Below are 18,246 nucleotides of genomic sequence, written 5' to 3' on the forward strand. Positions count from 1 at the left end.
TGTCAAGCCAGGGCGAGGAAGAGCTTCTCGAGTTCGGCCTCGGTCATCGGCTCCTTGCCGTCCTGGGCCGTCTCGGTGAGGCATTCCCGCAAACCGCTCGCCACAATCTTGAATCCGGCACGGTCCAGAGCGCGGGAGACCGCGGCGAGCTGGGTTACGACATCCTTACAGTCACGACCCTGTTCGATCATCGCGATCACTCCGCCGAGCTGACCCTGCGCGCGGCGCAGCCGGTTGAGTACCAGTGCGATGCTGTCTTCGTCGCCGACCATGGAGGCGTCCTTTCCTAGTTCTGTAGACCATTGTACCCCCGGGGGTATCTGGTCGGAGTGTGAGTTGTGCGACCGATCTTCACCTTGTCGACCACGAGTGTGACAGCTACGCCGTGCGGGTATGAGGGCGACGATTGCTGCGACGCCCTGCGCTGCCGTGGTGCTTCGGTCTGCGCAGTCGGAGGGAGAACAGCGCGTGAGTGAGTTCGTCACTTCGTCTCGTGATTCAGGGCTCGCTCGCTTGGTCGACAGTTCCGGGCGAGAGCACGTTCCCGAGCGACTGCGCATCGCTGCGACCTTGGCGGTTGTGGCGTCGGTGCACGTCCTGGGCTTCGGTCTGCTGGCGTGGGCCCAATGGACGTCGGCCGCCGACGCGGTGAGTGTGAGCGTCGCACTGACCGCATACGCGTTGGGGCTGCGGCATGCTCTCGACGCCGATCACATCACCGGTATCGACAACGCGACGCGCAAGTTTGTCGGCGAAGGCCGCCGGCCCATGAGCGTGGGCCTGGCGTTCAGCCTGGGGCATTCGACAGTGGTGTTCGTGGTGACGGTCCTGGTGGCAGCCGGGGTCGGCACCGCAACGCGGTTGTTGTCCGACGACGAACCGGCGACGGCGGTGCTGGCGACGGTCGGCGCGGTGGTCGCCGGAGGTTTCCTCGTCCTCATCGCCGCCGTCAACGCCGTGGCCTGGGTGCGCTTGCGCGCCCTGCATCGCGAGCGTGAGCCGGACGCCGTGGCCGTGGAGCAGGCGCTGTCGCGGACGGCGGCGGCACGGGTGTTGCAGGCGCCCCTGCGCAGGGTGCGTCATCCCCGGCACATCTACGTGATCGGCGTCCTGTTCGGTCTGGGGTTCGATACTGCGATGACCATCGGGGTCGTCGCCGTCGCGGTCGCGACGACCCTCCCGGCGCCTCGGTGTGGTTGGTGCTGGCACTACCTTTGTGTTTCGCCGCGGGGATGACACTGGTCGACGCGATCGACGGCATCGCAATGACCAAACTCTATTCCGGTGAGGGTCTGGCACCCGGAACGAAGATCTTCTTCACGTTGATCACCACGGGTGTGTCGGTCGTCGCCGCAGCCGTGCTGGGAACCATCATTCTGGTGTCCACGGCGCGCGAGGTGTTCGCCTTGACCGACCCGTGGACCGGGTGGATCGCGGCTCTGAACCTGGAGTACGTCGGCCTGGCGCTGGCGGCGACATTTGCCGTGCTGTGGATGGGGGCGGCGCTGATCACCCGGCAGCGTTACCGAACTGCCGGGTGATCCGTTGGCTGAGGGACCGTCTCAGCCGGTGAGTCCGAGTTCGCGAGCACGGTCGAATTCGTCGTTGACGAGAACGACGTTGCGTTCGGGTGCATCGATCATCGATGCCGCGATCGACGAGCGGTAGCCGGACGCGCAGTGCACCCAGACTTCCCCCTGGGGGACCTCGTCGAGACGATCGGCGAGTTCGTGCAGTGCGATGTTGACGGCGCCGTCGATGTGCGATTCGTCGAACTCGTTCGCCTGCCGCACATCGAGGACGGTGACCTGCTGCTCGTCGCGTCTGCGGGCGAGAGCGGGGAAATCGGCGACACGATAGGAACGCAGTTCGGTGCCGGCGACGAGGGTGTGGATCTCGCCCACTGCGGCACCTTCGAGATCGTCGATGCCGATGCGGACGAGTTCGCGACGCGCGTCGAGTACCTGCTCCTCGCTCTCTCCGATCAGGGTCAACGGCGCTCCCCAGGTGTAGAGCCAGCCCAGATAGGTTACGAACGAACCGGATAGTTCGAACCCGAGGGTGCCGCCGAGGTGTCCGGCGGCGAAAGCAGTGCGTTCGCGGAGGTCGACGACCCATTCGCCGGAATCGATCCTCCGGCGCAGCTCCTCCGGATCGACGCGCTCGGGCATCGACAGGTCCACCGGCGCAGGTCCGGCGCGGTTGATCACTCCCATATGGGCGTAATAGGCAGGGTAGGCGGCCAGCCCCGCGAGCAGTTCGTCGACGTATGCCTGTTCGTCCTGGGTCAGGGCCGGGTTCGACGTACGTTCGCGGCCGATGGTGGACTCGTCGCCGCTGGCGGGTGTGGCGGCGCAGAAACTGCCGAAGCCGTGCGTGGGGTACACCTTCGTCTCCGCAGGCAGTTCCTCGGCGAGGCGGCGCACCGAGTGGTACTGCGCGTGGGTGAGTTCGTCGGTGTGCTCCTCGCCGACGAGATCGGTCCGTCCGGTCGTGCCGAAGAGCATCGAACCGCCAGTGAACACTCCGACGGCAGTGTCGTCGGGATCGCGCAGCACATAGCTGACGTGATGATGCGTGTGGCCGGGAGTGTGCATGACCTGGAATCGGAATGCTCCGGCGTCGACGATGTCGCCGTCGACCACCGCGCGCCGCTGGTAGCCGAGATCGTCGCCGGCCGGAACGACGTATTCGGCGTTCACTGCCCTGGACAGTTCGAGACCGCCGGTGACGTAGTCGTTGTGGATGTGCGTTTCGAGCACGTGGGTGATGCGTACTCCGCGTTCGGCCGCCAGCTTCAGTACTCGGTCGATGTCGCGTTGCGGGTCCACCACGGCACCGATGTCGCCCGCGCTGATCAGGTAGCTGCGATCGCCGAGGCCGGAGGTTTCGATGATCGACACGTCCATCGGGGACTCCTTCATTCGGGGGATGTACGGGACGAATACCCGTACCCGTATGGGTGAAACGGTGGATGCGGTAGCGGTCACCGTAGGAAGATCGCGTCGACGAGCACGTAGGCGGCCACGGCGAACACCAGATAGGCGAACCAGCGTTGAAGCCGGTCGGTGTCGATGCGGGTCCCGAACTGCCCCGCGACGAGCGACCCGACGATCGCTGTGCCGGCGAAGGCGGCGGTGATCGCCCAGTCGATGCTCGTGCCGCTCAGATGCGAGATCAGACCCGCGGCGGAATTGGCGACGATGATCACCAGCGAGGTGCCCACGGCAACCGGCATCTCGATGCCGAGCATGAGGACGAGCGCAGGGATGATCAGAAATCCGCCGCCGACACCGAACAGGCCGGTGAGAAAGCCGACCGTGAGGCCGGCCGCGATCGACCGAGGAGCGCAACGGCGCCAGTTGATTCGGGATCCTTCGGTCGAGCACGCTGTTCCGGTATCGCCACGATCGGCGAGCATCCTCGCTCCTGCCAAGACCATCACCACCGCGAACCCGATCAGAAGAGCGCGTTCCGGAAGCAACCGTCCCACGGCGCTGCCCGCGAAGGTGGCCGGAATGCCGGTGGCGGCGAAGATACCTGCCAGACGCCACTCGACCTGGCGAGCGCGTACCTTCGGAAGCACCCCCACCGCCGACGCCACGCCGACGACGATCAGTGAGATCGGGATGGCCTGCGCCATGCTCAACCCCAGGCCGAAGACCAGAGCCGGGACCGCGAGGATCGATCCGCCTCCGCCGAGCAGGCCGAGCAGCACGCCGATGACGGCACCGAAGCCCAGCGCGAGCACCAACGTCATCTCGCTCCTTTCGGTCGCATCCTCTTTCAGTGGTACCCGGGTCGATGTTGACGCCGTTGCCGAATCACGCGGACTGCGACCGCGGCGAACGCGATGACAGCGACTGTCAGGAGTAGGCCGGGACCGTGCATGTCCGTGGCCCATTGTCCGAGTGCAACTTGCAGGTCGAGCTGCTCGTCGACGCCCATGAGGCCGGTGAGATTCGCGGTGCCGTCGGTGACGAGAAACAGCACGCCGATGCCGATGAACAGCAGACCCGAGATGAGGGAGGCGGTATGAGTTCGCAATGGAGCCTGCTGAGTCAGGAGCGCACCGACCAATCCGAGTCCGGCGCCCAGAGGCGCGAGCACCGAGGTCAATCCGGCATAGAAGAGTGCGGTGCGTGCTGCAAGACGTCCCGCGCCGTCGAAGGCATACGCGAAGAAGGAGGGCAGTAGCAGCGCCGAGCACGGACTGAGCAGGGAAAGCAGGTCGCCGAGCAGGGCGCCGAGCAGACCGATCTCGGTCACGGCGCCGACCCGGCTGCTGCCTCGATGACCTGCTCGAAGACCCCGAGCGGTTGTGCGCCCAGAATCGGGGTGCCGTTGATCACGAACGACGGTGTACTTGCCACGCCGATGGTGTTCGCCTCGAGCATGTCGGCGTAGATGTCCTGGTCCACGGACGGGTCGGCGGCCTGCCGGTCGAATCGGTCCTGGTCGGGCACTCCGGCCGCAGCTGCGAAGCTGCGCAGAGCCTCCGATGTCAGGTCGGGATGACCACGATCGGGGGAGGAGGCGTAGACGGCCGTACCGAACTCCCAGAACTTCCCCTGTGCGGCAGCGGCGTGGCCGGCAAGATCTTCGGCCATCGACTGCTCGCCGAAAATCGGCAGGTCGCGCCATTCGATGCGCAGAATTCCCTCGTCCACGTACTTGTCGATCAAGGCCGCTTCGACGTCCCGGCTGAACTTGGCACAGAACGGGCAGCGGTAGTCGGAGTACGCGACCATCACCACGGGAGCGTCCACCGCGCCGATCGCCAACGGGTCGCCGTCGATGCGTCGGGACATGTCTCCGACCGGTCCCACTCCTACCGTTCGGGCGAAGCCCGGCACGGTTCCACTCTACGGCCTGCACACCGTCGTCGACGGCGGCGTGCAGGCCGCTGGTGAAGAAGTTCGGCCCGATGCTCAGGCGGTGGGGCCGCGCCGGACCTCTCGGCCCGCGGACACCCACGCTCTCGTCCCGCCGGCAACGGATACCGCGGGCCGTCCGGCCGATTCGAGGATCTCGGCTCCGCGCTTGCTCCGGTTTCCGGATGCGCAGATGACGTAGACGGTCTCTCCCGGAGCTACCTCGCTCACACGGGCGGACAGTTCGGGGAGGGGGATCAATTGGGCGCCGGGAACGTGGCCCTGGATGTACTCGTAGTCCTCGCGGACATCGAGCACCGGAGCTCCGGACTCCCACGCCTGGATCAGAGCGGCAGTGTCGACTTCGTGCATGGTGAACTCCTCGGTTCGGGTCTGTCGAGAATGGGTGAGCACTTCCGAGTTCTCCGCTCAGCCCGCCGCCACGGCGGCGCGAGAGCGTCCTCCGAGTCGTTGCAGCGGGCAGTGCTCCCTGCGGTTGCAGGCATAGATAGCGCCGGCGGCAACGACGGTGAGTGCCGCCGCGGCGATGCCGACGCCGGGATGGATCTCCTGCGCGAGGATGACGGAGGACATGATCAGGACGAACCAGCCGAAGCTCTTGCGCAGGGTGTCCGGATCGACCAGTGAGGTCAGGCGGCCGCCGATGAGGCTGCCCACGACGGCGGCACCGGTGACCATCGCCGCCAGACGCCAGTCGATCTGCACTGTGGACAGGTAGCCGCCGAGTCCGGCGAAGGACTTCATGGCGATCACGATCAGCGAGGTACCGACCGCGACCGGCATCGGCAGACCACCGAGCAGCGCCAGAGCCGGGACGACGAGGAAGCCGCCGCCGGCGCCGACGAGGCCTGTGACCAGACCGACGACCACACCGTCGAGCAGGATCTTGCCCACGGGCATGGCCTGGTCGCCGTCGTCGGCCGCGGCCTTGTTCTTACGGCCGCGGAGCATGGCGATCGCTGTTGCGATCATCATTACGGCGAAGCCGAGCAGCAGGACGGTGCCGGGTATGAAGCGCGAGAGCAGACCCCCGCCGTAGGCGCCGACCATGCCGGCCAGACCGAACAGGATTCCGGTGCGCCACTGCACGCGGCCGGCGCGTGCATGGGAAATCGCGCCGACCGCGCTGGTGACACCCACGACCAGCAGCGAAGTGGCAATCGCTTCCTTTGCGTCCATACCTGCCACGTAAGCGAGCAGCGGGACGGTGAGAATCGAGCCCCCGCCACCGAGCAGTCCGAGGGTGACACCGACGAGGACTGCCAGAGCTACGGTCAACGCGATCATGATCAGTTCCTCTCGGCGCTTTCGGTATTCGACTGGACAAGCTGCGCGACGATGCTCTGGGCGTCGCACGAGGCGCCGCGGTTGTAGGGCAGCTTGGACAGCAGCATGCCCATTGCGCAGGTGTTCGACAGTGCGGCGAAGGTCAACCCACCGCCGATTCCGGCGGCGAGCCACTTGAGCTTCGGCACGGCGATGCTGCCGAGAACCGAGCTCAGCACGAGCGAACCGGCGACGAGCCGGACCTGGCGTTCGAGGTCCCAGCGTTCGGCGCCGCGGTTGACGGGCAGGCCGGCCGCTTCCCAGCCGAGCATGCCGCCCTCGAGGATGTGGAGGTTGAACAATCCTGCGTCGCGCAGGGTCTCTTCGGCTTGACCGGCACGCTGTCCGGAGCGACACACCAGGACGACGTTCTCGTCGAAATGAGCGCAGAACTCGTCGCGGTGCTCGCGCAACAGGTCCAGGGGGACGTTGTAGGCGCCGGGGATGTGCACGGACTCGAACTCGCCCGGAGTCCGGACGTCGATGATCCGCACGTTCTTGCCGGAGTCGATCGACTCGTGCAAGGAGTTCGGGTCGACGGTGACAGCGGGGGACTCGGTCATGGGGGGGCCTTTCGATCGGGGAATCGGATGGGGCTGATAAAAGTGCCCCAGGGGGTATTCTTCGACCATCGTACACATACCCCTGGGGGTATATGCAAGGAGCTTGTTGGGTGAGCTCAGGCGAGGCCGAGGAACAACTTCTCGAGTTCCTTCTCGGTGATGCGGTCGTCGCAGGCGGCGTCCTGTTCGTCGAGGATGCATCGGCGGAGCCGGTCCGAGATGATCTTGAATCCGGCGCGATGCAGCGCGTGGGATGTCGCTGCGAGCTGAATGACCACCTCGCGCAGATCGCGGTCGGTTTCGAGCATCGTGATAACCGCGGTGAGCTGGCCTTGTGCTCGGCGCAGGCGTCGCAGGGCGGCGGTATCGGCTTCCGGATTCTCCATCGGTAACTCCCTGCTCGATCCTGCGCTGCCGGGAAATCGGACCCGGATACCCCAGGGGGTACTTGACATACCCTAGGGGGTATATGCCACGATGTCTACATCACCGGAACATCACCCGGATCCAGCAACGGAGGAATCCATGATTCTCGAGCAGTACTACATCGAGTGCCTCTCCCACGCGTCCTACCTCATCGGTGACGAGAGCACGGGCAGGGCGGTCGTGGTCGACCCCCGCCGCGACATCACCGAATACCTCTCCGACGCAAAGAAGTACGGACTGACCATCGAAGGGGTGATCAACACCCACTTCCACGCGGACTTCGTCTCGGGTCACCTCGAACTGGTCGACGCCACGGGTGCGTGGATCGGATTCGGTGAAGCCGCCGAGACCGACTACCCGATCCGCCGGCTGCGCGACGGCGAGAAGCTGTCCCTCGGTGAGGTCGAACTCGAAATTCTCTCCACCCCGGGCCACACCTGGGAATCGATCTCGGTGCTGGTGCGCGAACACCCCGATGCCGTCCCGTCGGCGGTGCTCACCGGCGACTCGCTGTTCATCGGCGATGTCGGCCGCCCCGACCTGGTCAACCTCGGCGACGGATCCACCAGCGATCTGGCGCGAGCGATGTATCACACCGTGCACGAGAAGCTGCTGACCTTGCCCGACCAGGTCGTGGTCATGCCCGCTCACGGTGCCGGTTCGTCCTGCGGGAAGAACCTGTCGACCGAACTCACCTCGACCATCGGGGAGCAGCGCGCCACCAACCCGTCCGTGCAACCGATGAGCGAGGACGACTTCGTCGCCCTGGTCACCGAAGGGCAGCCGGCCGCCCCGTCGTACTTCTCGGTCGACGCCGCGATGAACAAGCGGATGCACCCGCTTCTGCTGCAGGACCGCACCATTCCCGAGCTGAGCCCCGAGCAGGTGAAGGCCGAACTCGAGGCCGGCACGCGTGTTCTCGATGCGAGAAGCGTCGACGATTTCGCCGCCGGGCATCTGCGCGGATCGGTCAACGTCGGGTTCGACGGGCGTTTCGCCGAGACCGGCGGCATGGTCGCCGAGGTCGGCGAGAAGATCGTGCTGATCACCTATCCCGGTGAGGAGCAGGACGCCGCGGTGCGCCTGGCGCGAATCGGATCCGACGGTGCCGCAGGTTATCTGAACGTCGATCGGGACGGGGTGTTCCCGGCGGAACTGGCCGATCTGGTCGAGACCGCATCCAGGACATCGGTCGACGAACTCGACCGGTTGCTCGCCGCCGACGCGGTCACCCTCGTCGACATCCGCAATCCCGGTGAGCGCGAGTTCGGAACCATTCCGGGTGCGATGCCGATCCCGCTGGCCCAGTTGCGTACCCGCTTGGACCAGGTCCCGTCCGGCAAGCCGATCGTCGTGCACTGTGCCGGTGGATGGCGTTCGAGCGTGGCGGCTTCGCTGCTGCGGGCCCAGGGCTTCGAGAACGTCACGGATCTGCTCGGCGGCTACAACGCGTGGGCCGAATCTCACGTCCCTGCCTAATCATTCCGGCCCGGAGAAAGGAACGGAAACGATGACGACGAAGAACCTCACGATGGCGGACTTCGAATCCACCATCGTCGGCAACGACATCGTTCTCGTCGACTTCTGGGCGTCGTGGTGCGGCCCGTGCCGTGCCTTCGCCCCGGTCTTCGACAAGTCGTCGCAGGCACACCCCGAGATCGTGCATGCCAAGGTCGACACCGAGGCCGAGCAGCAGCTCGCCGCCATGGCGAACATCCGCTCGATTCCGACGATCATGGCATTCCGAGAAGGTGTGCTCGTCTACTCACAGCCCGGCGCGTTGCCGGCACCGGCTCTCGAGGACCTGATCACCCGGATCGAGGCCCTCGACATGACCGAGATCCACGACCAGGTTGCCGGACAACGCGCAGCCTCCCGCTCCTGACCCTTCGCCGGGTCCGTAGCGCACTCTCATCGAGGAGGACTCTCATGTGTTACCCCGTCGCCTGCCCGAACTGCGCAAAGACCGGATGGGGCGGATGCGGACAGCATGTCGACGCCGTCATGCGTTCGGTGCCCGCCGCCGATCGCTGCACCTGCGGTCAGGACACCGTCCCGGCCCGCGCCGAGCGTCGAAGCGTGCGGTCGCTCTTCCGTCGCTGACCTCGGTCGCAACCATGGAGACGGCGTACGAACCGGAACCGGCCGTAGCCGTCGGCCCCGACCCGGAGGCCGGGACGTGAGCCCCAGGGCCACGCCCCGGCCTCCGGTGCTGGGTCTGCGGGCCAACGCCGCCCAGTTCACCCTGCTGGTGGCGGTCAACGCCCTGGTGGGAGGCATGGTCGGTCAGCAACAGACCGTTCTTCCGCTGCTTGCCGAGAACGAATTCGGGCTGAGCGGTTACACATTCATCTTCACCTACGTGGCAGCCTTCGGGATCACCAAGGCTGCCGCAAACTACTTCGCCGGGACCTTCTCCGACCGCTACGGGCGCAAACCGGTGCTGCTGGTGGGATGGTTGTTCGCCCTGCCGGTACCTCTCATGCTGATTCTCGCCACCGACTGGTGGTGGGTGGTAGCCGCGAACGTACTGTTGGGTATCAACCAGGGGCTCACCTGGTCGACGACCGTGGTGATGAAGATCGATCTGGTCGGTCCGGCCCGGCGCGGTCTGGCCATGGGACTCAACGAAGCTGCAGGTTACGGCGCTGTCGCGGTGACATCGCTGTTCGCCGGTTATCTGGCCGAGCATTTCGGTCTGCGCCCCGCACCCTTCCTGCTGGGGCTCGCGTACACCGCCCTGGCGTTGGTGTTGTCGGGTTTCTTCGTGAAGGAGACCCGGGATCACGCGTTGCTCGACGCCGGGCAACATGTGGCCCGCGCCGACGGAATCCACGATCACCTTCACGCCGACCTGACCGACCGTGAGATCGTGGTCCAGACCAGTCTTCGGGAACCCGCTCTGTCCTCGGCGAGTCAGGCGGGATTGGTCAACAACCTCAATTTCGGTCTCTCGTGGGGGTTGTTCCCCCTGTTGTTCGCCACCGCGGACCTCACCGTTGCACAGATCGGCCTGCTGTTCGCCCTTTATCCAGGAGTGTGGGGCGCGGGACAATTGGTCACCGGAGCCCTTTCGGACCGGATCGGCCGGAAGCACCTGATCACCGCGGGAATGGCCACGCAGGCGGTCGCCCTGGCGGTCATCGCGCTGAGCGACGCATTCGCGGGCTGGGCGACCGGCACCGTACTGCTGGGTGCGGGCACCGCCATGGTCTATCCCACCCTGCTGGCCGTGATCGGCGACGTCGCCCATCCGGTCTGGCGAGGCCGGGCCGTCGGCGTCTACCGCGTCTGGCGCGATCTGGGCTACGCGGTCGGGGCAGTCCTCGGCGGGATCGTCGCCGACCTGATGGGTCTGCACGCCGCGGTCGGAGTCGCTGCGGCCGTCAGCGCAACCTCCGCGCTGATCGTCGCTCTCCGGATGTACGAAACACACCGGCCGATGGACGCTGCTCGGTAGCAGTCAGGGCGAGCCGGGCACGTCCGATGACGAGTCGGCAGAGATCTCGGGCCCCGAACCGGTGGGGGCGGAGGCCGCGATACCGGCACGGTCGAGGGCGTCTTCGGTCAGTGAGCGACCCAGCGCGATCATGTCCGCAGCCTTGTGGAAGTCGAGGCTTCGACACGCGGTTCGTGGCACCTCGACGAGGATGTCGGGCGGATAGGCCGCCAACTGGAACCGGGACAGCGCCGACTGCATGATGTCGAGCGACCGGTTCATCACCGCGACGCGTCCGAACTTCGGGACGAGCGCATCGTCGGTGTCGACATCTCCGGCGTCCTCGGCAGCCACCTCCGGTGGCTCGTCGCTCGCCGCACCGGTCGAGAACCGGTTGACCACCGACCGCACGATGTCGGTGTCGAGCATCTGGTTGGCGCTGCGCCGGAAACGTGCCTTCCATTCCTCGATGGGACGTGCTTCCGAGCTTGCGTTCTCGGGTGAGTGCGCCGCGCCGTGTTCCTCCCCACCGAGACTGACCCCGATCGTGAGGTCGGCGGGCATGCCGACCGTCGGTGCGATCGGCAGAGGCGACAGGGTGCCGCCGTCGGTGAGGACACGGCCGTTGAGTATCACCGGCGTGATGACGCCGGGTATCGCGATGGACGCCCGGATCGCCGAGTGGACGGGACCTCGCTGGAACCAGACAGCGCGACCTGCGGCGAGATCGGTGGCGACCGCGGTGAAGGGAATCGGAAGTTCTTCGATCACCGCGTCGCCGAGGATCTCCCGCATCTTGGACAGGATCCGCTCCGCGCGGATCGCGCCGGGAGCCGAGACGGACAGGTCGAGCAGGCGCACGACATCCATCTGGGACAGGCCGGTGGCCCATTCGGTGTACGGGTCCATCGCGCCTGCCGCATAGACACCACCGACCAGCGCACCCATCGAAGCGCCTGAGACTCCGACGATTTCGAGACCGCGTTCCTCGATCGCCCGGATGGCGCCGATGTGGGCGTACCCGCGGGCGCCGCCACTGCCGAGGGCGAGCGCCACGCGTGTCCGTCCGGCCATGGGTCCGATGGTACGCAGCACCCTCGTCGATATCCGACGGGAACGCAGTCGTCGTGTCGCACACGGTGCCGGACTTCGGGAGGAATGTTCGGCGGTCGCACCGCACACTGGAACCCGTGGGGTGGATGGACGACATCGTGCCCGTACCTACCAGCGAAGGAGTCGCATGCGTTTCGGACTGTTCGTTCCTCAAGGTTGGCGCCTGGACCTCGTCGACATCGATCCCTCCGACCATTGGCGGGTGATGCGCGATCTCGCCGTCCGTGCCGACGCCGGGCCGTGGGAATCGATCTGGGTGTACGACCACTTCCACACCGTCCCTGCGCCCACCGATGAGGCCACCCACGAGGCATGGGGCCTCGTGTCGGCCTTCGCTGCCGTCACCGAGCGGGTGCGCATCGGCCAGATGTGCACCGCCATGGCCTACCGCAACCCCGCCTATCTCGCGAAGGTCGCCGCCACCGCCGACATCATCTCCGGTGGGCGCATCGAGATGGGGATCGGTGGCGGATGGTACGAGCACGAATGGCGTGCATACGGTTACGGTTTCCCGTCGGCGGGTGAGCGACTCCGCCGGCTCGACGAGGGCGTGCAGATCTTCCGCCAGGCCTGGACCACGGGTTCCGCGACACTCTCGGGCAGGCACTACACCGTCGACGGAGCCATCGTCCGTCCGCTTCCGCTGCAGGAGGGCGGCATTCCGCTGTGGATCGCCGGTGGCGGCGAGAAGGTGACCCTGAAGATCGCCGCGAAGTACGCGCAGTACACCAACTTCGACGGCACACCCGAAGGATTCGCGCGCAAGTCCGAGATCCTGCGCGAGCACTGCGCCGAGGTCGGCACCGACTTCGGCGCCATCGTGCGATCGGCCAACTACAACGTGGCGATCGGCCGCACCGAAGCCGAGGTGCAGGACCGGCTCGAGGCACTGCGGGCCCGTCTCGAACCGATCGTCGGAGCGGAGAAGGCCGACGGGGCGCTCGACGCCTTCCGGGGGATGCCCGCCGTCGGCACTCCCGAGCAGATCGTCGAGAACCTCACCGCACTGAAGAAGCAGGGGCTCGAGTACGCGATCTTCTACCTTCCCGAGGCCGCCTACGACACCTCGGGGCTGGAACTGCTCGAGAAGGAAGTGCTCCCGCACCTCGCGTGATCCCCACGGCCCCCGAGGGCCACAGCGCTGAGAACTACAGCGCCCGAGGACTACAGCGCCCGAGGACTACAGCGCTGAGAACTACAGGGGCCAGCCGTCCACGGGTCCGGGTGGGTCGTCGGCCGACAGTCCGGCGACCCACACGTCCCGCAGCACGCCCCGCTGGAGCAGGCCGTTGCGGGCAATGCCCTCGTACCGGAACCCGACCCGTCGCGCGACGAGCGCCGAGGCGTCGTTCCCGACGAATGCGCGCCAGGCGACCCGCGGGACGTTCATGCCGTCCTGCGCGAAGGCGAAGCCACATGCCAGTCGCACCGCGGCCGTCGCCGTACCCCGGCCTCGGGCCGTCGGTGCGATCCAGTAGCCGATCTCCGGATCGGCACTCTCACGCGGGACGAATCCGACCATGCCGCAGAACATCCCATCCGCGGAGCTTCGTACGGCCCAATCGGGGAAACCGTTCGCCCACTTGGCCGGAACGACGTCCTCGACGAAGTGCAGTGCGTCGGCCCGGGTGTAGGGGGAGGGCACGGTGGTCCACCGGGCGATCAGAGGATCCCGGCACGCCTCGGTGATGGCGTCGACGTCGGCCGGACCCGGTGGCGAGAGCACCACCGCACCGTCGGTCAGCGTGCGTACTTCCATGTCACCGCAGTCCTGTGTCACCGCAGCTCGGGCGGCAGTTCCTTGCTCGCCAGTTCGAGGCGACGCTCGTCGGTGGCGTCGACCTGGTCCACCATCTTCAGCTTGTCCTTCAGCACGCGCCACTCCACTTCGGGGATCTGCGCGACCGCGTCGGCGATGACCTTCTGATCACGGGTACCCCAGGCGATCGGCATGGGGCCGACCATCTGCCACACCCCCGAGTCGTTGCGGGTCGTGCGGTCGGAAAGGACCGCGGCACACGGCACGCGCTCACCGATCGCGATCCGGTGACCCGGCACCGCCTCCACGTTGCGGGTGACCAGGGCGAAGTGCCGGCCGGACGTCTCGGGTTTGGCGATGTCGACGAGCGCGAGCAGCGTCAGCCCGCGGGCACGCTCGGCGGCGACGACGGCCGGGACGAGAGGGCTGTCGCGGTAGAGCTGTTCGATGGTCCCCACCTTGCGCGGCGCCCACAGCGCCACCCACACCGACGTCGCGGCCGCGACCGCCAGCACGGCGGCGACGATGTACGCCCAGGCTTCGCCGAGCAGGAACAGACCCACCGCACCCGCGACGCACACCAGGCCGACGAATATCGCCGACCACCGCAGACGACGGACATCCGCGAGGGTCTGGTTCACGGCCTTGGCATGGGGCAGGTCCACAGGGAAGTCGAAGCGGCGCACGCCACCAGCTTATTGGAGCCCTTGGGCCGACCACTGTCGGCCTCCGGCGGCGAGCCCGACCACGACGGGCTCGAGCAGAATGCGCACAACGGCGCTTTCGCGCGCAACGGTGACTCGGTGAGGGACGTGGCCACACACTCTGCTGTAGCAGAGATCACACAACCCTCACGGCTTCGAGCCGGACCCCCACACCAGACCTCCGGTCGCGCCCGCGACCCGTGGTCGACGTGTGCCCGGACCGGCCCCGATCACGTCAGAAAGTGGGCACCGCCATGCTCGTCGTCCTCGGCTTCCTGATGGTCGCCACGTTCATGTACCTGATCATGTCGAAACGGGCCACCCCGGTCGTCGGCCTGATCCTGATCCCGGTCGCGTTCGGCCTGATCGCCGGAGCCGGCACCGACATCGGCGACATGATCGTCGACGGCGTCGAAAGTCTCGCCCCCACAGCGGCGCTGCTGTTCTTCGCGATCATCTTCTTCGGCATCATGATCGACGTCGGCCTGTTCGACCCCCTCGTGCGGCTCATCCTGCGGCTCGTGCGCGACGACCCGGCACGACTGGTGATCGGAACCGCTGTGCTGGCGATGGTCGTCTCCCTCGACGGGGACGGGTCCACGACGTTCATCATCACCACCTCCGCACTGTTGCCGCTCTACCTGAAACTGAAGGTCAGCCCGGTCGTCCTCACCGTCGTCGCGGGCCTGGCGAACGCCACGATGAACATCATCCCGTGGGGCGGGCCGACGGTCCGTGCAGCCAGCGCGCTCGGGTTGTCCCCGTCCGACGTGTTCGTCCCGATGATCCCGTCGCTCGTCGTCGGACTCGTGGTCGTGCTGGGCTTCGCTGCTCACCTGGGCTTCGTCGAACGTCGCCGTCTCGGAAAGCTCACGTGGAAGCCCGACCTGATGCCGCTCGGCGCTGGTCCGTCCGGAGTGGGTACGACGGTCGGAAAGGGCACCGATACGACCGACGGGGAGGTCGGTCGGTTGGCTGCCGGACTCGACCCCGACCGTCCGACCCTGCGTCCGCGTCTGCTGCCCTTCAACGCGATCCTCACGGTGGCGCTGCTCGTCGTCCTCGGCCTCGACATCCTGCCGATCCCCGTGCTGTTCATGATCGCCGCCGGTATCGCGCTGGCCGTGAATTTCCCTCGCGTCGTCGATCAGTCCGCCGCGATCGCACGCCATTCGTCGAGCATCGTGTCGGTCGTCGCGATGGTGTTCGCCGCCGCCGTCCTGACCGGCGTGTTCCAAGGCACCGGCATGGTCGAATCGATGGCGTTGTGGCTCACCGGCGTCGTCCCCGACGCACTCGGCCCGTTCCTCGCCGTCATCACCGGCCTGCTCAGCATCCCGATGACCTTCTTCATGACCAACGACGCCTTCTACTTCGGGGTGCTCCCGGTGCTGGCGGAGACGGCAGCGCAGTACGGCATCGAACCGGTCGAGATGGCGCGCGCATCGATCACCGGACAGCCCGTCCACATGCAGAGCCCGCTGGTCCCGGCGATTCTGCTGCTGGTGACCCTCGCCGGGGTGCCACTGGCCGACCATCACCGCAAGGTGCTGTGGCGCGCCGGAGTGGTGTCGGTCGTGATGCTCGTCGTCGGGGTGGTACTCGGGCAGATTCCGTTCGGATGAGATCGGCCCCGGGCCACACTGGACGGATGGGACGAACGGGAGCGACGCCGTGAAACTTCGCACCCAGGTACTTCTGCTCCAGTCCGCGGTGGTGGCGGTGGCACTCGGCATCGGATTCACGGTGTTCGCCACCACCACCGAGGACCGAGTCACCGACGAGCACGGTCAGCGGGCGCTCGCGATCGCACGGTCGGTGTCCGCGGACCCGACCGTGCGGGACGAGGTCGCACGCTATTCGGCCGCCGACGACGGGGTGGTTTCTCCGGACAACCCGGAACTCGCATCCGGTGCGGTGCAGGAGGCCGCCGAGGCCGTCCGCACCGCCACCGGAGCGTTGTTCGTCGTGGTCACCGACGACCAGGGACTCCGGCTCGCGCATCCCGATCCGGAGCAGCTCGGCCGCAGGGTGAGCACCGACCCCACCGAGGCACTCGCCGGACGGGAGGTCGTGACCAGCGAGTCGGGCACGCTCGGCGATTCGGTCCGGGCCAAGGTGCCGGTGAGCGATCCCGTCTCGGGCAGGGTGGTCGGGGAGGTGAGCGTCGGCATCGCCACCGACCGGGTGCGCGCCGACCTGCGCAGCGACCTCGCCGATGCCGTCCTGATCGCGCTCGCAGCACTCGTGTGCGGTGCTGTCGGATCGTTGCTGCTCGCCAACCGCTGGAAGCGGCTCACTCTGGGACTCGAACCCGAGCAGCTCACCGAGCTGGTCCGCGAACAGGAGGTCGTGCTGCACGGGATCTCCGACGGGGTCGTCGGCACCGACGCCCGCGGTATCGTCACCGTCGTCAACGCCGAGGCGCGTCGTCTGCTCGATCTCGACGACGGAATCGGTCGCAGTGTCGACACCCTCGGAATGACCCCGCGGTTGCTCGACGTGCTGCGCTCCGCGGAGGGCATCCCGGTCGCGGCGACCACCGGCGACCGGGTCGTCGTCGCTGTCTCGCGGCGTGTGGTGCGCGACGGCCGGGATCTCGGCACGGTGATGTCGGTGCGGGACCGGACCGACATCGAGACGCTCACGCGCGAACTCGACGCGGTCAAGGCGATGAGTACGGCACTGCGGGCCCAACGGCACGAGTTCGCGAACCGGCTCCACCTGCTCGACGGACTGCTCCGCCGGGGGCATGCGGAGCAGGCGCTCGAGTACATCGAACAGATCCTCGGTTCGGGTCCGCTCGGTGAACAGCTCGAGGGCATCGACGCGATCACCGACCCGTACCTGCACGCCTTCCTCGTCGCGAAGGCCGCGCATGCGCGCGAGCAGGGAGTCACGCTCGTGCTCGGCGAGAACACGTGGGCGCACGCCACCGTGCGGGCACCCGTCGACGTCACGACGGTGCTCGGCAACCTGCTCGACAACGCGATCGAGGCGGCACGCACGAGCGGGCGCGCTCCGGCCGAGGTCGAGGTGGAACTGATGGAGGACGGTGCCGACCTGCACGTGAGTGTCGCGGACACCGGTGACGGCGTCGATCCCGCGCTGCCCGACGTCTTCGCCGAGGGCGCAACGACCCGCAGCGATCCGACGGTGCCCGGTGGCCGGGGAATGGGGCTGGCGCTGGCACGGCGCATCGCGCGGCTGCACGGCGGCGACGTCGTGCTGGCGGACCGTGGCGGGCAGCGCACGCCGGAGAATCCGACCGGGGGTGCGGTCTTCCTGGCGACGCTGCCCGGGATGCTCGACGAAAGGGACACGGGATGGGCGGAACGGATCTGAAGGTCCTCGTCGTCGACGACGACTTCCGGGTCGCCGAACTCCACGCCTCGGTGGTCTCGGGTGTGGCGGGATTCGAGGTCTGCGCGGTCGCCGGGAGCATCGCGGCGGCCCGGGACGCCGTTCGGGCGGGTCCCGTCGATCTCGCCCTCGTGGACGTGTACCTACCGGACGGCTCCGGGATCGACCTGATCCGGAGCCTCGAATGCGACAGTTTCGTGCTCGGTGCCGCCGGCGAGGGCACGACGGTGCGCGCGGCACTCACCGCCGGTGCGCTGGTGTATCTGGTCAAGCCGTTCGCAAGCACCGAACTGGCCCGGCGGCTGGCGGCCTACGCGCAGTACCGCAGGGTCGTCGCGGGGGAGGAGCTCACCCAGACCGAGATCGACACGGCGCTGGCCGCACTGCGGCCGGTGTTGCCGGCCGCCCGCCCGGCACCCTCGCGTTCGATGACCGAAGAGCTCGTGATGCAGGCGCTCCGGGAATCACCGGAACCGATGTCGGCTGGGGAGGTGGCCGTGACGATCGGGGTGTCGCGCGCGACCGCACAGCGCTATCTCGCGGCGCTCGTCGCGAAGAAACGCCTGCGGATGCAGTTGCGCTACGGCACCACCGGCCGCCCCGAACAGGAATACCGGCCGCAGTGACACGAAGTCCCTGTGACGCGTCGCGCAGGGAC

General features: G+C 67.3%; 22 protein-coding genes. 10 read left to right on the plus strand and 12 right to left on the minus strand.

Annotated features, from left to right (window positions below):
- Positions 1 to 2 precede the first annotated feature (2 nt).
- Positions 3 to 272 (minus strand): metal-sensitive transcriptional regulator, encoded by a 270-nt coding sequence (locus KXC42_RS03920; RefSeq protein ID WP_016695659.1) that lies wholly within the window; start codon positions 270 to 272, stop codon positions 3 to 5.
- Positions 273 to 468: 196 nt separating this feature from the next.
- Here KXC42_RS03920 and KXC42_RS03925 point away from each other — a divergent pair, with 196 nt between their 5' ends.
- Together KXC42_RS03925 and KXC42_RS03930 are read left to right on the plus strand one after the other, a co-directional pair.
- Entirely contained in the window at positions 469 to 1,236 is a 768-nt protein-coding gene (locus tag KXC42_RS03925) for a hypothetical protein (protein WP_198040593.1), read from the plus strand.
- Positions 1,233 to 1,541: a hypothetical protein gene (locus KXC42_RS03930; protein ID WP_052227411.1), complete on the plus strand. Its 309-nt coding sequence runs from the start codon at positions 1,233 to 1,235 to the stop codon at positions 1,539 to 1,541. The genes KXC42_RS03925 and KXC42_RS03930 overlap by 4 nt, the downstream gene beginning before the upstream one ends.
- Before the next feature lie 21 nt (positions 1,542 to 1,562).
- Here the strand turns inward: KXC42_RS03930 and KXC42_RS03935 are convergent, their stop codons facing one another.
- The 8 genes from KXC42_RS03935 to KXC42_RS03970 all read right to left on the minus strand — a co-directional run bounded on the left by KXC42_RS03935 (position 1,563) and on the right by KXC42_RS03970 (position 7,170).
- A complete protein-coding gene (locus tag KXC42_RS03935) occupies positions 1,563 to 2,909 on the minus strand; it encodes a rhodanese-like domain-containing protein (protein ID WP_071934400.1) in 1,347 nt (448 codons plus the stop codon).
- Between the two features lie 77 nt (positions 2,910 to 2,986).
- Positions 2,987 to 3,760 (minus strand): sulfite exporter TauE/SafE family protein, encoded by a 774-nt coding sequence (locus tag KXC42_RS03940; protein ID WP_071934401.1) that lies wholly within the window; start codon positions 3,758 to 3,760, stop codon positions 2,987 to 2,989.
- A 26-nt stretch (positions 3,761 to 3,786) separates the two neighbouring features.
- Positions 3,787 to 4,269: a hypothetical protein gene (locus tag KXC42_RS03945; RefSeq protein ID WP_039587612.1), complete on the minus strand. Its 483-nt coding sequence runs from the start codon at positions 4,267 to 4,269 to the stop codon at positions 3,787 to 3,789.
- A complete protein-coding gene (locus tag KXC42_RS03950) occupies positions 4,266 to 4,811 on the minus strand; it encodes a thioredoxin domain-containing protein (protein WP_083543719.1) in 546 nt (181 codons plus the stop codon). Before KXC42_RS03950 ends, KXC42_RS03945 begins: the two co-directional genes overlap by 4 nt.
- Before the next feature lie 120 nt (positions 4,812 to 4,931).
- Positions 4,932 to 5,246 (minus strand): rhodanese-like domain-containing protein, encoded by a 315-nt coding sequence (locus tag KXC42_RS03955; protein WP_039587717.1) that lies wholly within the window; start codon positions 5,244 to 5,246, stop codon positions 4,932 to 4,934.
- A 57-nt stretch (positions 5,247 to 5,303) separates the two neighbouring features.
- Positions 5,304 to 6,182, minus strand: a complete 879-nt coding sequence (locus KXC42_RS03960; RefSeq protein WP_039587610.1) for a sulfite exporter TauE/SafE family protein — start codon at positions 6,180 to 6,182, stop codon at positions 5,304 to 5,306.
- A 2-nt stretch (positions 6,183 to 6,184) separates the two neighbouring features.
- Positions 6,185 to 6,784, minus strand: a complete 600-nt coding sequence (locus tag KXC42_RS03965) for a rhodanese-like domain-containing protein (RefSeq protein WP_039587607.1) — start codon at positions 6,782 to 6,784, stop codon at positions 6,185 to 6,187.
- Between the two features lie 116 nt (positions 6,785 to 6,900).
- Positions 6,901 to 7,170, minus strand: coding sequence for a metal-sensitive transcriptional regulator (locus tag KXC42_RS03970; protein ID WP_071934402.1), 270 nt, complete (start codon positions 7,168 to 7,170; stop codon positions 6,901 to 6,903).
- 139 nt (positions 7,171 to 7,309) lie between these two features.
- Between KXC42_RS03970 and KXC42_RS03975 the strand changes: the two genes are divergently transcribed.
- The 4 genes from KXC42_RS03975 to KXC42_RS03990 all read left to right on the plus strand — a co-directional run bounded on the left by KXC42_RS03975 (position 7,310) and on the right by KXC42_RS03990 (position 10,670).
- The gene (locus tag KXC42_RS03975; protein ID WP_071934403.1) at positions 7,310 to 8,689 is read left to right on the plus strand and encodes an MBL fold metallo-hydrolase; all 1,380 of its coding nucleotides are present in this window, start codon (positions 7,310 to 7,312) and stop codon (positions 8,687 to 8,689) included.
- A gap of 31 nt (positions 8,690 to 8,720) precedes the next feature.
- A complete protein-coding gene (trxA, locus tag KXC42_RS03980) occupies positions 8,721 to 9,095 on the plus strand; it encodes a thioredoxin (protein WP_071934404.1) in 375 nt (124 codons plus the stop codon).
- Between the two features lie 44 nt (positions 9,096 to 9,139).
- On the plus strand, positions 9,140 to 9,313 hold the full coding sequence (locus KXC42_RS03985) for a hypothetical protein (protein ID WP_162836426.1): 174 nt from the start codon (positions 9,140 to 9,142) through the stop codon (positions 9,311 to 9,313).
- Between the two features lie 76 nt (positions 9,314 to 9,389).
- Positions 9,390 to 10,670: an MFS transporter gene (locus KXC42_RS03990; RefSeq protein WP_039587574.1), complete on the plus strand. Its 1,281-nt coding sequence runs from the start codon at positions 9,390 to 9,392 to the stop codon at positions 10,668 to 10,670.
- A 3-nt stretch (positions 10,671 to 10,673) separates the two neighbouring features.
- Here the strand turns inward: KXC42_RS03990 and KXC42_RS03995 are convergent, their stop codons facing one another.
- Positions 10,674 to 11,723, minus strand: coding sequence for a patatin-like phospholipase family protein (locus tag KXC42_RS03995; protein ID WP_071936306.1), 1,050 nt, complete (start codon positions 11,721 to 11,723; stop codon positions 10,674 to 10,676).
- A 166-nt stretch (positions 11,724 to 11,889) separates the two neighbouring features.
- Between KXC42_RS03995 and KXC42_RS04000 the strand changes: the two genes are divergently transcribed.
- Positions 11,890 to 12,876 (plus strand): LLM class F420-dependent oxidoreductase, encoded by a 987-nt coding sequence (locus KXC42_RS04000; RefSeq protein ID WP_071934405.1) that lies wholly within the window; start codon positions 11,890 to 11,892, stop codon positions 12,874 to 12,876.
- A gap of 81 nt (positions 12,877 to 12,957) precedes the next feature.
- Here the strand turns inward: KXC42_RS04000 and KXC42_RS04005 are convergent, their stop codons facing one another.
- Together KXC42_RS04005 and KXC42_RS04010 are read right to left on the minus strand one after the other, a co-directional pair.
- Positions 12,958 to 13,521 (minus strand): GNAT family N-acetyltransferase, encoded by a 564-nt coding sequence (locus KXC42_RS04005; RefSeq protein ID WP_039587568.1) that lies wholly within the window; start codon positions 13,519 to 13,521, stop codon positions 12,958 to 12,960.
- 17 nt (positions 13,522 to 13,538) lie between these two features.
- Positions 13,539 to 14,207, minus strand: a complete 669-nt coding sequence (locus KXC42_RS04010) for a DUF3239 domain-containing protein (protein ID WP_024103075.1) — start codon at positions 14,205 to 14,207, stop codon at positions 13,539 to 13,541.
- A gap of 272 nt (positions 14,208 to 14,479) precedes the next feature.
- On the opposite strand from KXC42_RS04010, the gene KXC42_RS04015 reads away from it, so the two are divergent.
- From KXC42_RS04015 to KXC42_RS04025, 3 genes are read left to right on the plus strand one after another with little or no spacing between them, the layout of a single operon-like run.
- Positions 14,480 to 15,850 carry a CitMHS family transporter gene (locus tag KXC42_RS04015; protein ID WP_024103076.1) on the plus strand — a complete coding sequence of 457 codons (1,371 nt, stop codon included), beginning with the start codon at positions 14,480 to 14,482 and terminating at the stop codon, positions 15,848 to 15,850.
- A 49-nt stretch (positions 15,851 to 15,899) separates the two neighbouring features.
- Positions 15,900 to 17,570, plus strand: a complete 1,671-nt coding sequence (locus tag KXC42_RS04020; RefSeq protein WP_219129954.1) for a sensor histidine kinase — start codon at positions 15,900 to 15,902, stop codon at positions 17,568 to 17,570.
- Entirely contained in the window at positions 17,552 to 18,214 is a 663-nt protein-coding gene (locus tag KXC42_RS04025) for a response regulator (RefSeq protein WP_006551688.1), read from the plus strand. Before KXC42_RS04020 ends, KXC42_RS04025 begins: the two co-directional genes overlap by 19 nt.
- Positions 18,215 to 18,246 lie beyond the last annotated feature (32 nt).

The sequence above is a fragment of the Rhodococcus sp. LW-XY12 genome, assembly GCF_019317345.1.
GTDB classification, from domain to species: domain Bacteria; phylum Actinomycetota; class Actinomycetes; order Mycobacteriales; family Mycobacteriaceae; genus Rhodococcus; species Rhodococcus pyridinivorans.

Excerpts from the sequence above, each read along its gene's own strand:
- KXC42_RS03920 (WP_016695659.1), bottom strand. The coding sequence starts at position 272 with ATGGTCGGCGACGAAGACAGCATCGCACTGGTACTCAACCGGCTGCGC.
- KXC42_RS03930 (WP_052227411.1), top strand. The coding sequence starts at position 1,233 with ATGACACTGGTCGACGCGATCGACGGCATCGCAATGACCAAACTCTAT.
- KXC42_RS03935 (WP_071934400.1), bottom strand. The coding sequence starts at position 2,909 with ATGGACGTGTCGATCATCGAAACCTCCGGCCTCGGCGATCGCAGCTAC.
- KXC42_RS03940 (WP_071934401.1), bottom strand. The coding sequence starts at position 3,760 with ATGACGTTGGTGCTCGCGCTGGGCTTCGGTGCCGTCATCGGCGTGCTG.
- KXC42_RS03950 (WP_083543719.1), bottom strand. The coding sequence starts at position 4,811 with ATGTCCCGACGCATCGACGGCGACCCGTTGGCGATCGGCGCGGTGGAC.
- KXC42_RS03955 (WP_039587717.1), bottom strand. The coding sequence starts at position 5,246 with ATGCACGAAGTCGACACTGCCGCTCTGATCCAGGCGTGGGAGTCCGGA.
- KXC42_RS03960 (WP_039587610.1), bottom strand. The coding sequence starts at position 6,182 with ATGATCGCGTTGACCGTAGCTCTGGCAGTCCTCGTCGGTGTCACCCTC.
- KXC42_RS03965 (WP_039587607.1), bottom strand. The coding sequence starts at position 6,784 with ATGACCGAGTCCCCCGCTGTCACCGTCGACCCGAACTCCTTGCACGAG.
- KXC42_RS03970 (WP_071934402.1), bottom strand. The coding sequence starts at position 7,170 with ATGGAGAATCCGGAAGCCGATACCGCCGCCCTGCGACGCCTGCGCCGA.
- KXC42_RS03975 (WP_071934403.1), top strand. The coding sequence starts at position 7,310 with ATGATTCTCGAGCAGTACTACATCGAGTGCCTCTCCCACGCGTCCTAC.
- trxA (WP_071934404.1), top strand. The coding sequence starts at position 8,721 with ATGACGACGAAGAACCTCACGATGGCGGACTTCGAATCCACCATCGTC.
- KXC42_RS03985 (WP_162836426.1), top strand. The coding sequence starts at position 9,140 with ATGTGTTACCCCGTCGCCTGCCCGAACTGCGCAAAGACCGGATGGGGC.
- KXC42_RS03995 (WP_071936306.1), bottom strand. The coding sequence starts at position 11,723 with ATGGCCGGACGGACACGCGTGGCGCTCGCCCTCGGCAGTGGCGGCGCC.
- KXC42_RS04000 (WP_071934405.1), top strand. The coding sequence starts at position 11,890 with ATGCGTTTCGGACTGTTCGTTCCTCAAGGTTGGCGCCTGGACCTCGTC.
- KXC42_RS04005 (WP_039587568.1), bottom strand. The coding sequence starts at position 13,521 with ATGGAAGTACGCACGCTGACCGACGGTGCGGTGGTGCTCTCGCCACCG.
- KXC42_RS04015 (WP_024103076.1), top strand. The coding sequence starts at position 14,480 with ATGCTCGTCGTCCTCGGCTTCCTGATGGTCGCCACGTTCATGTACCTG.
- KXC42_RS04025 (WP_006551688.1), top strand. The coding sequence starts at position 17,552 with ATGGGCGGAACGGATCTGAAGGTCCTCGTCGTCGACGACGACTTCCGG.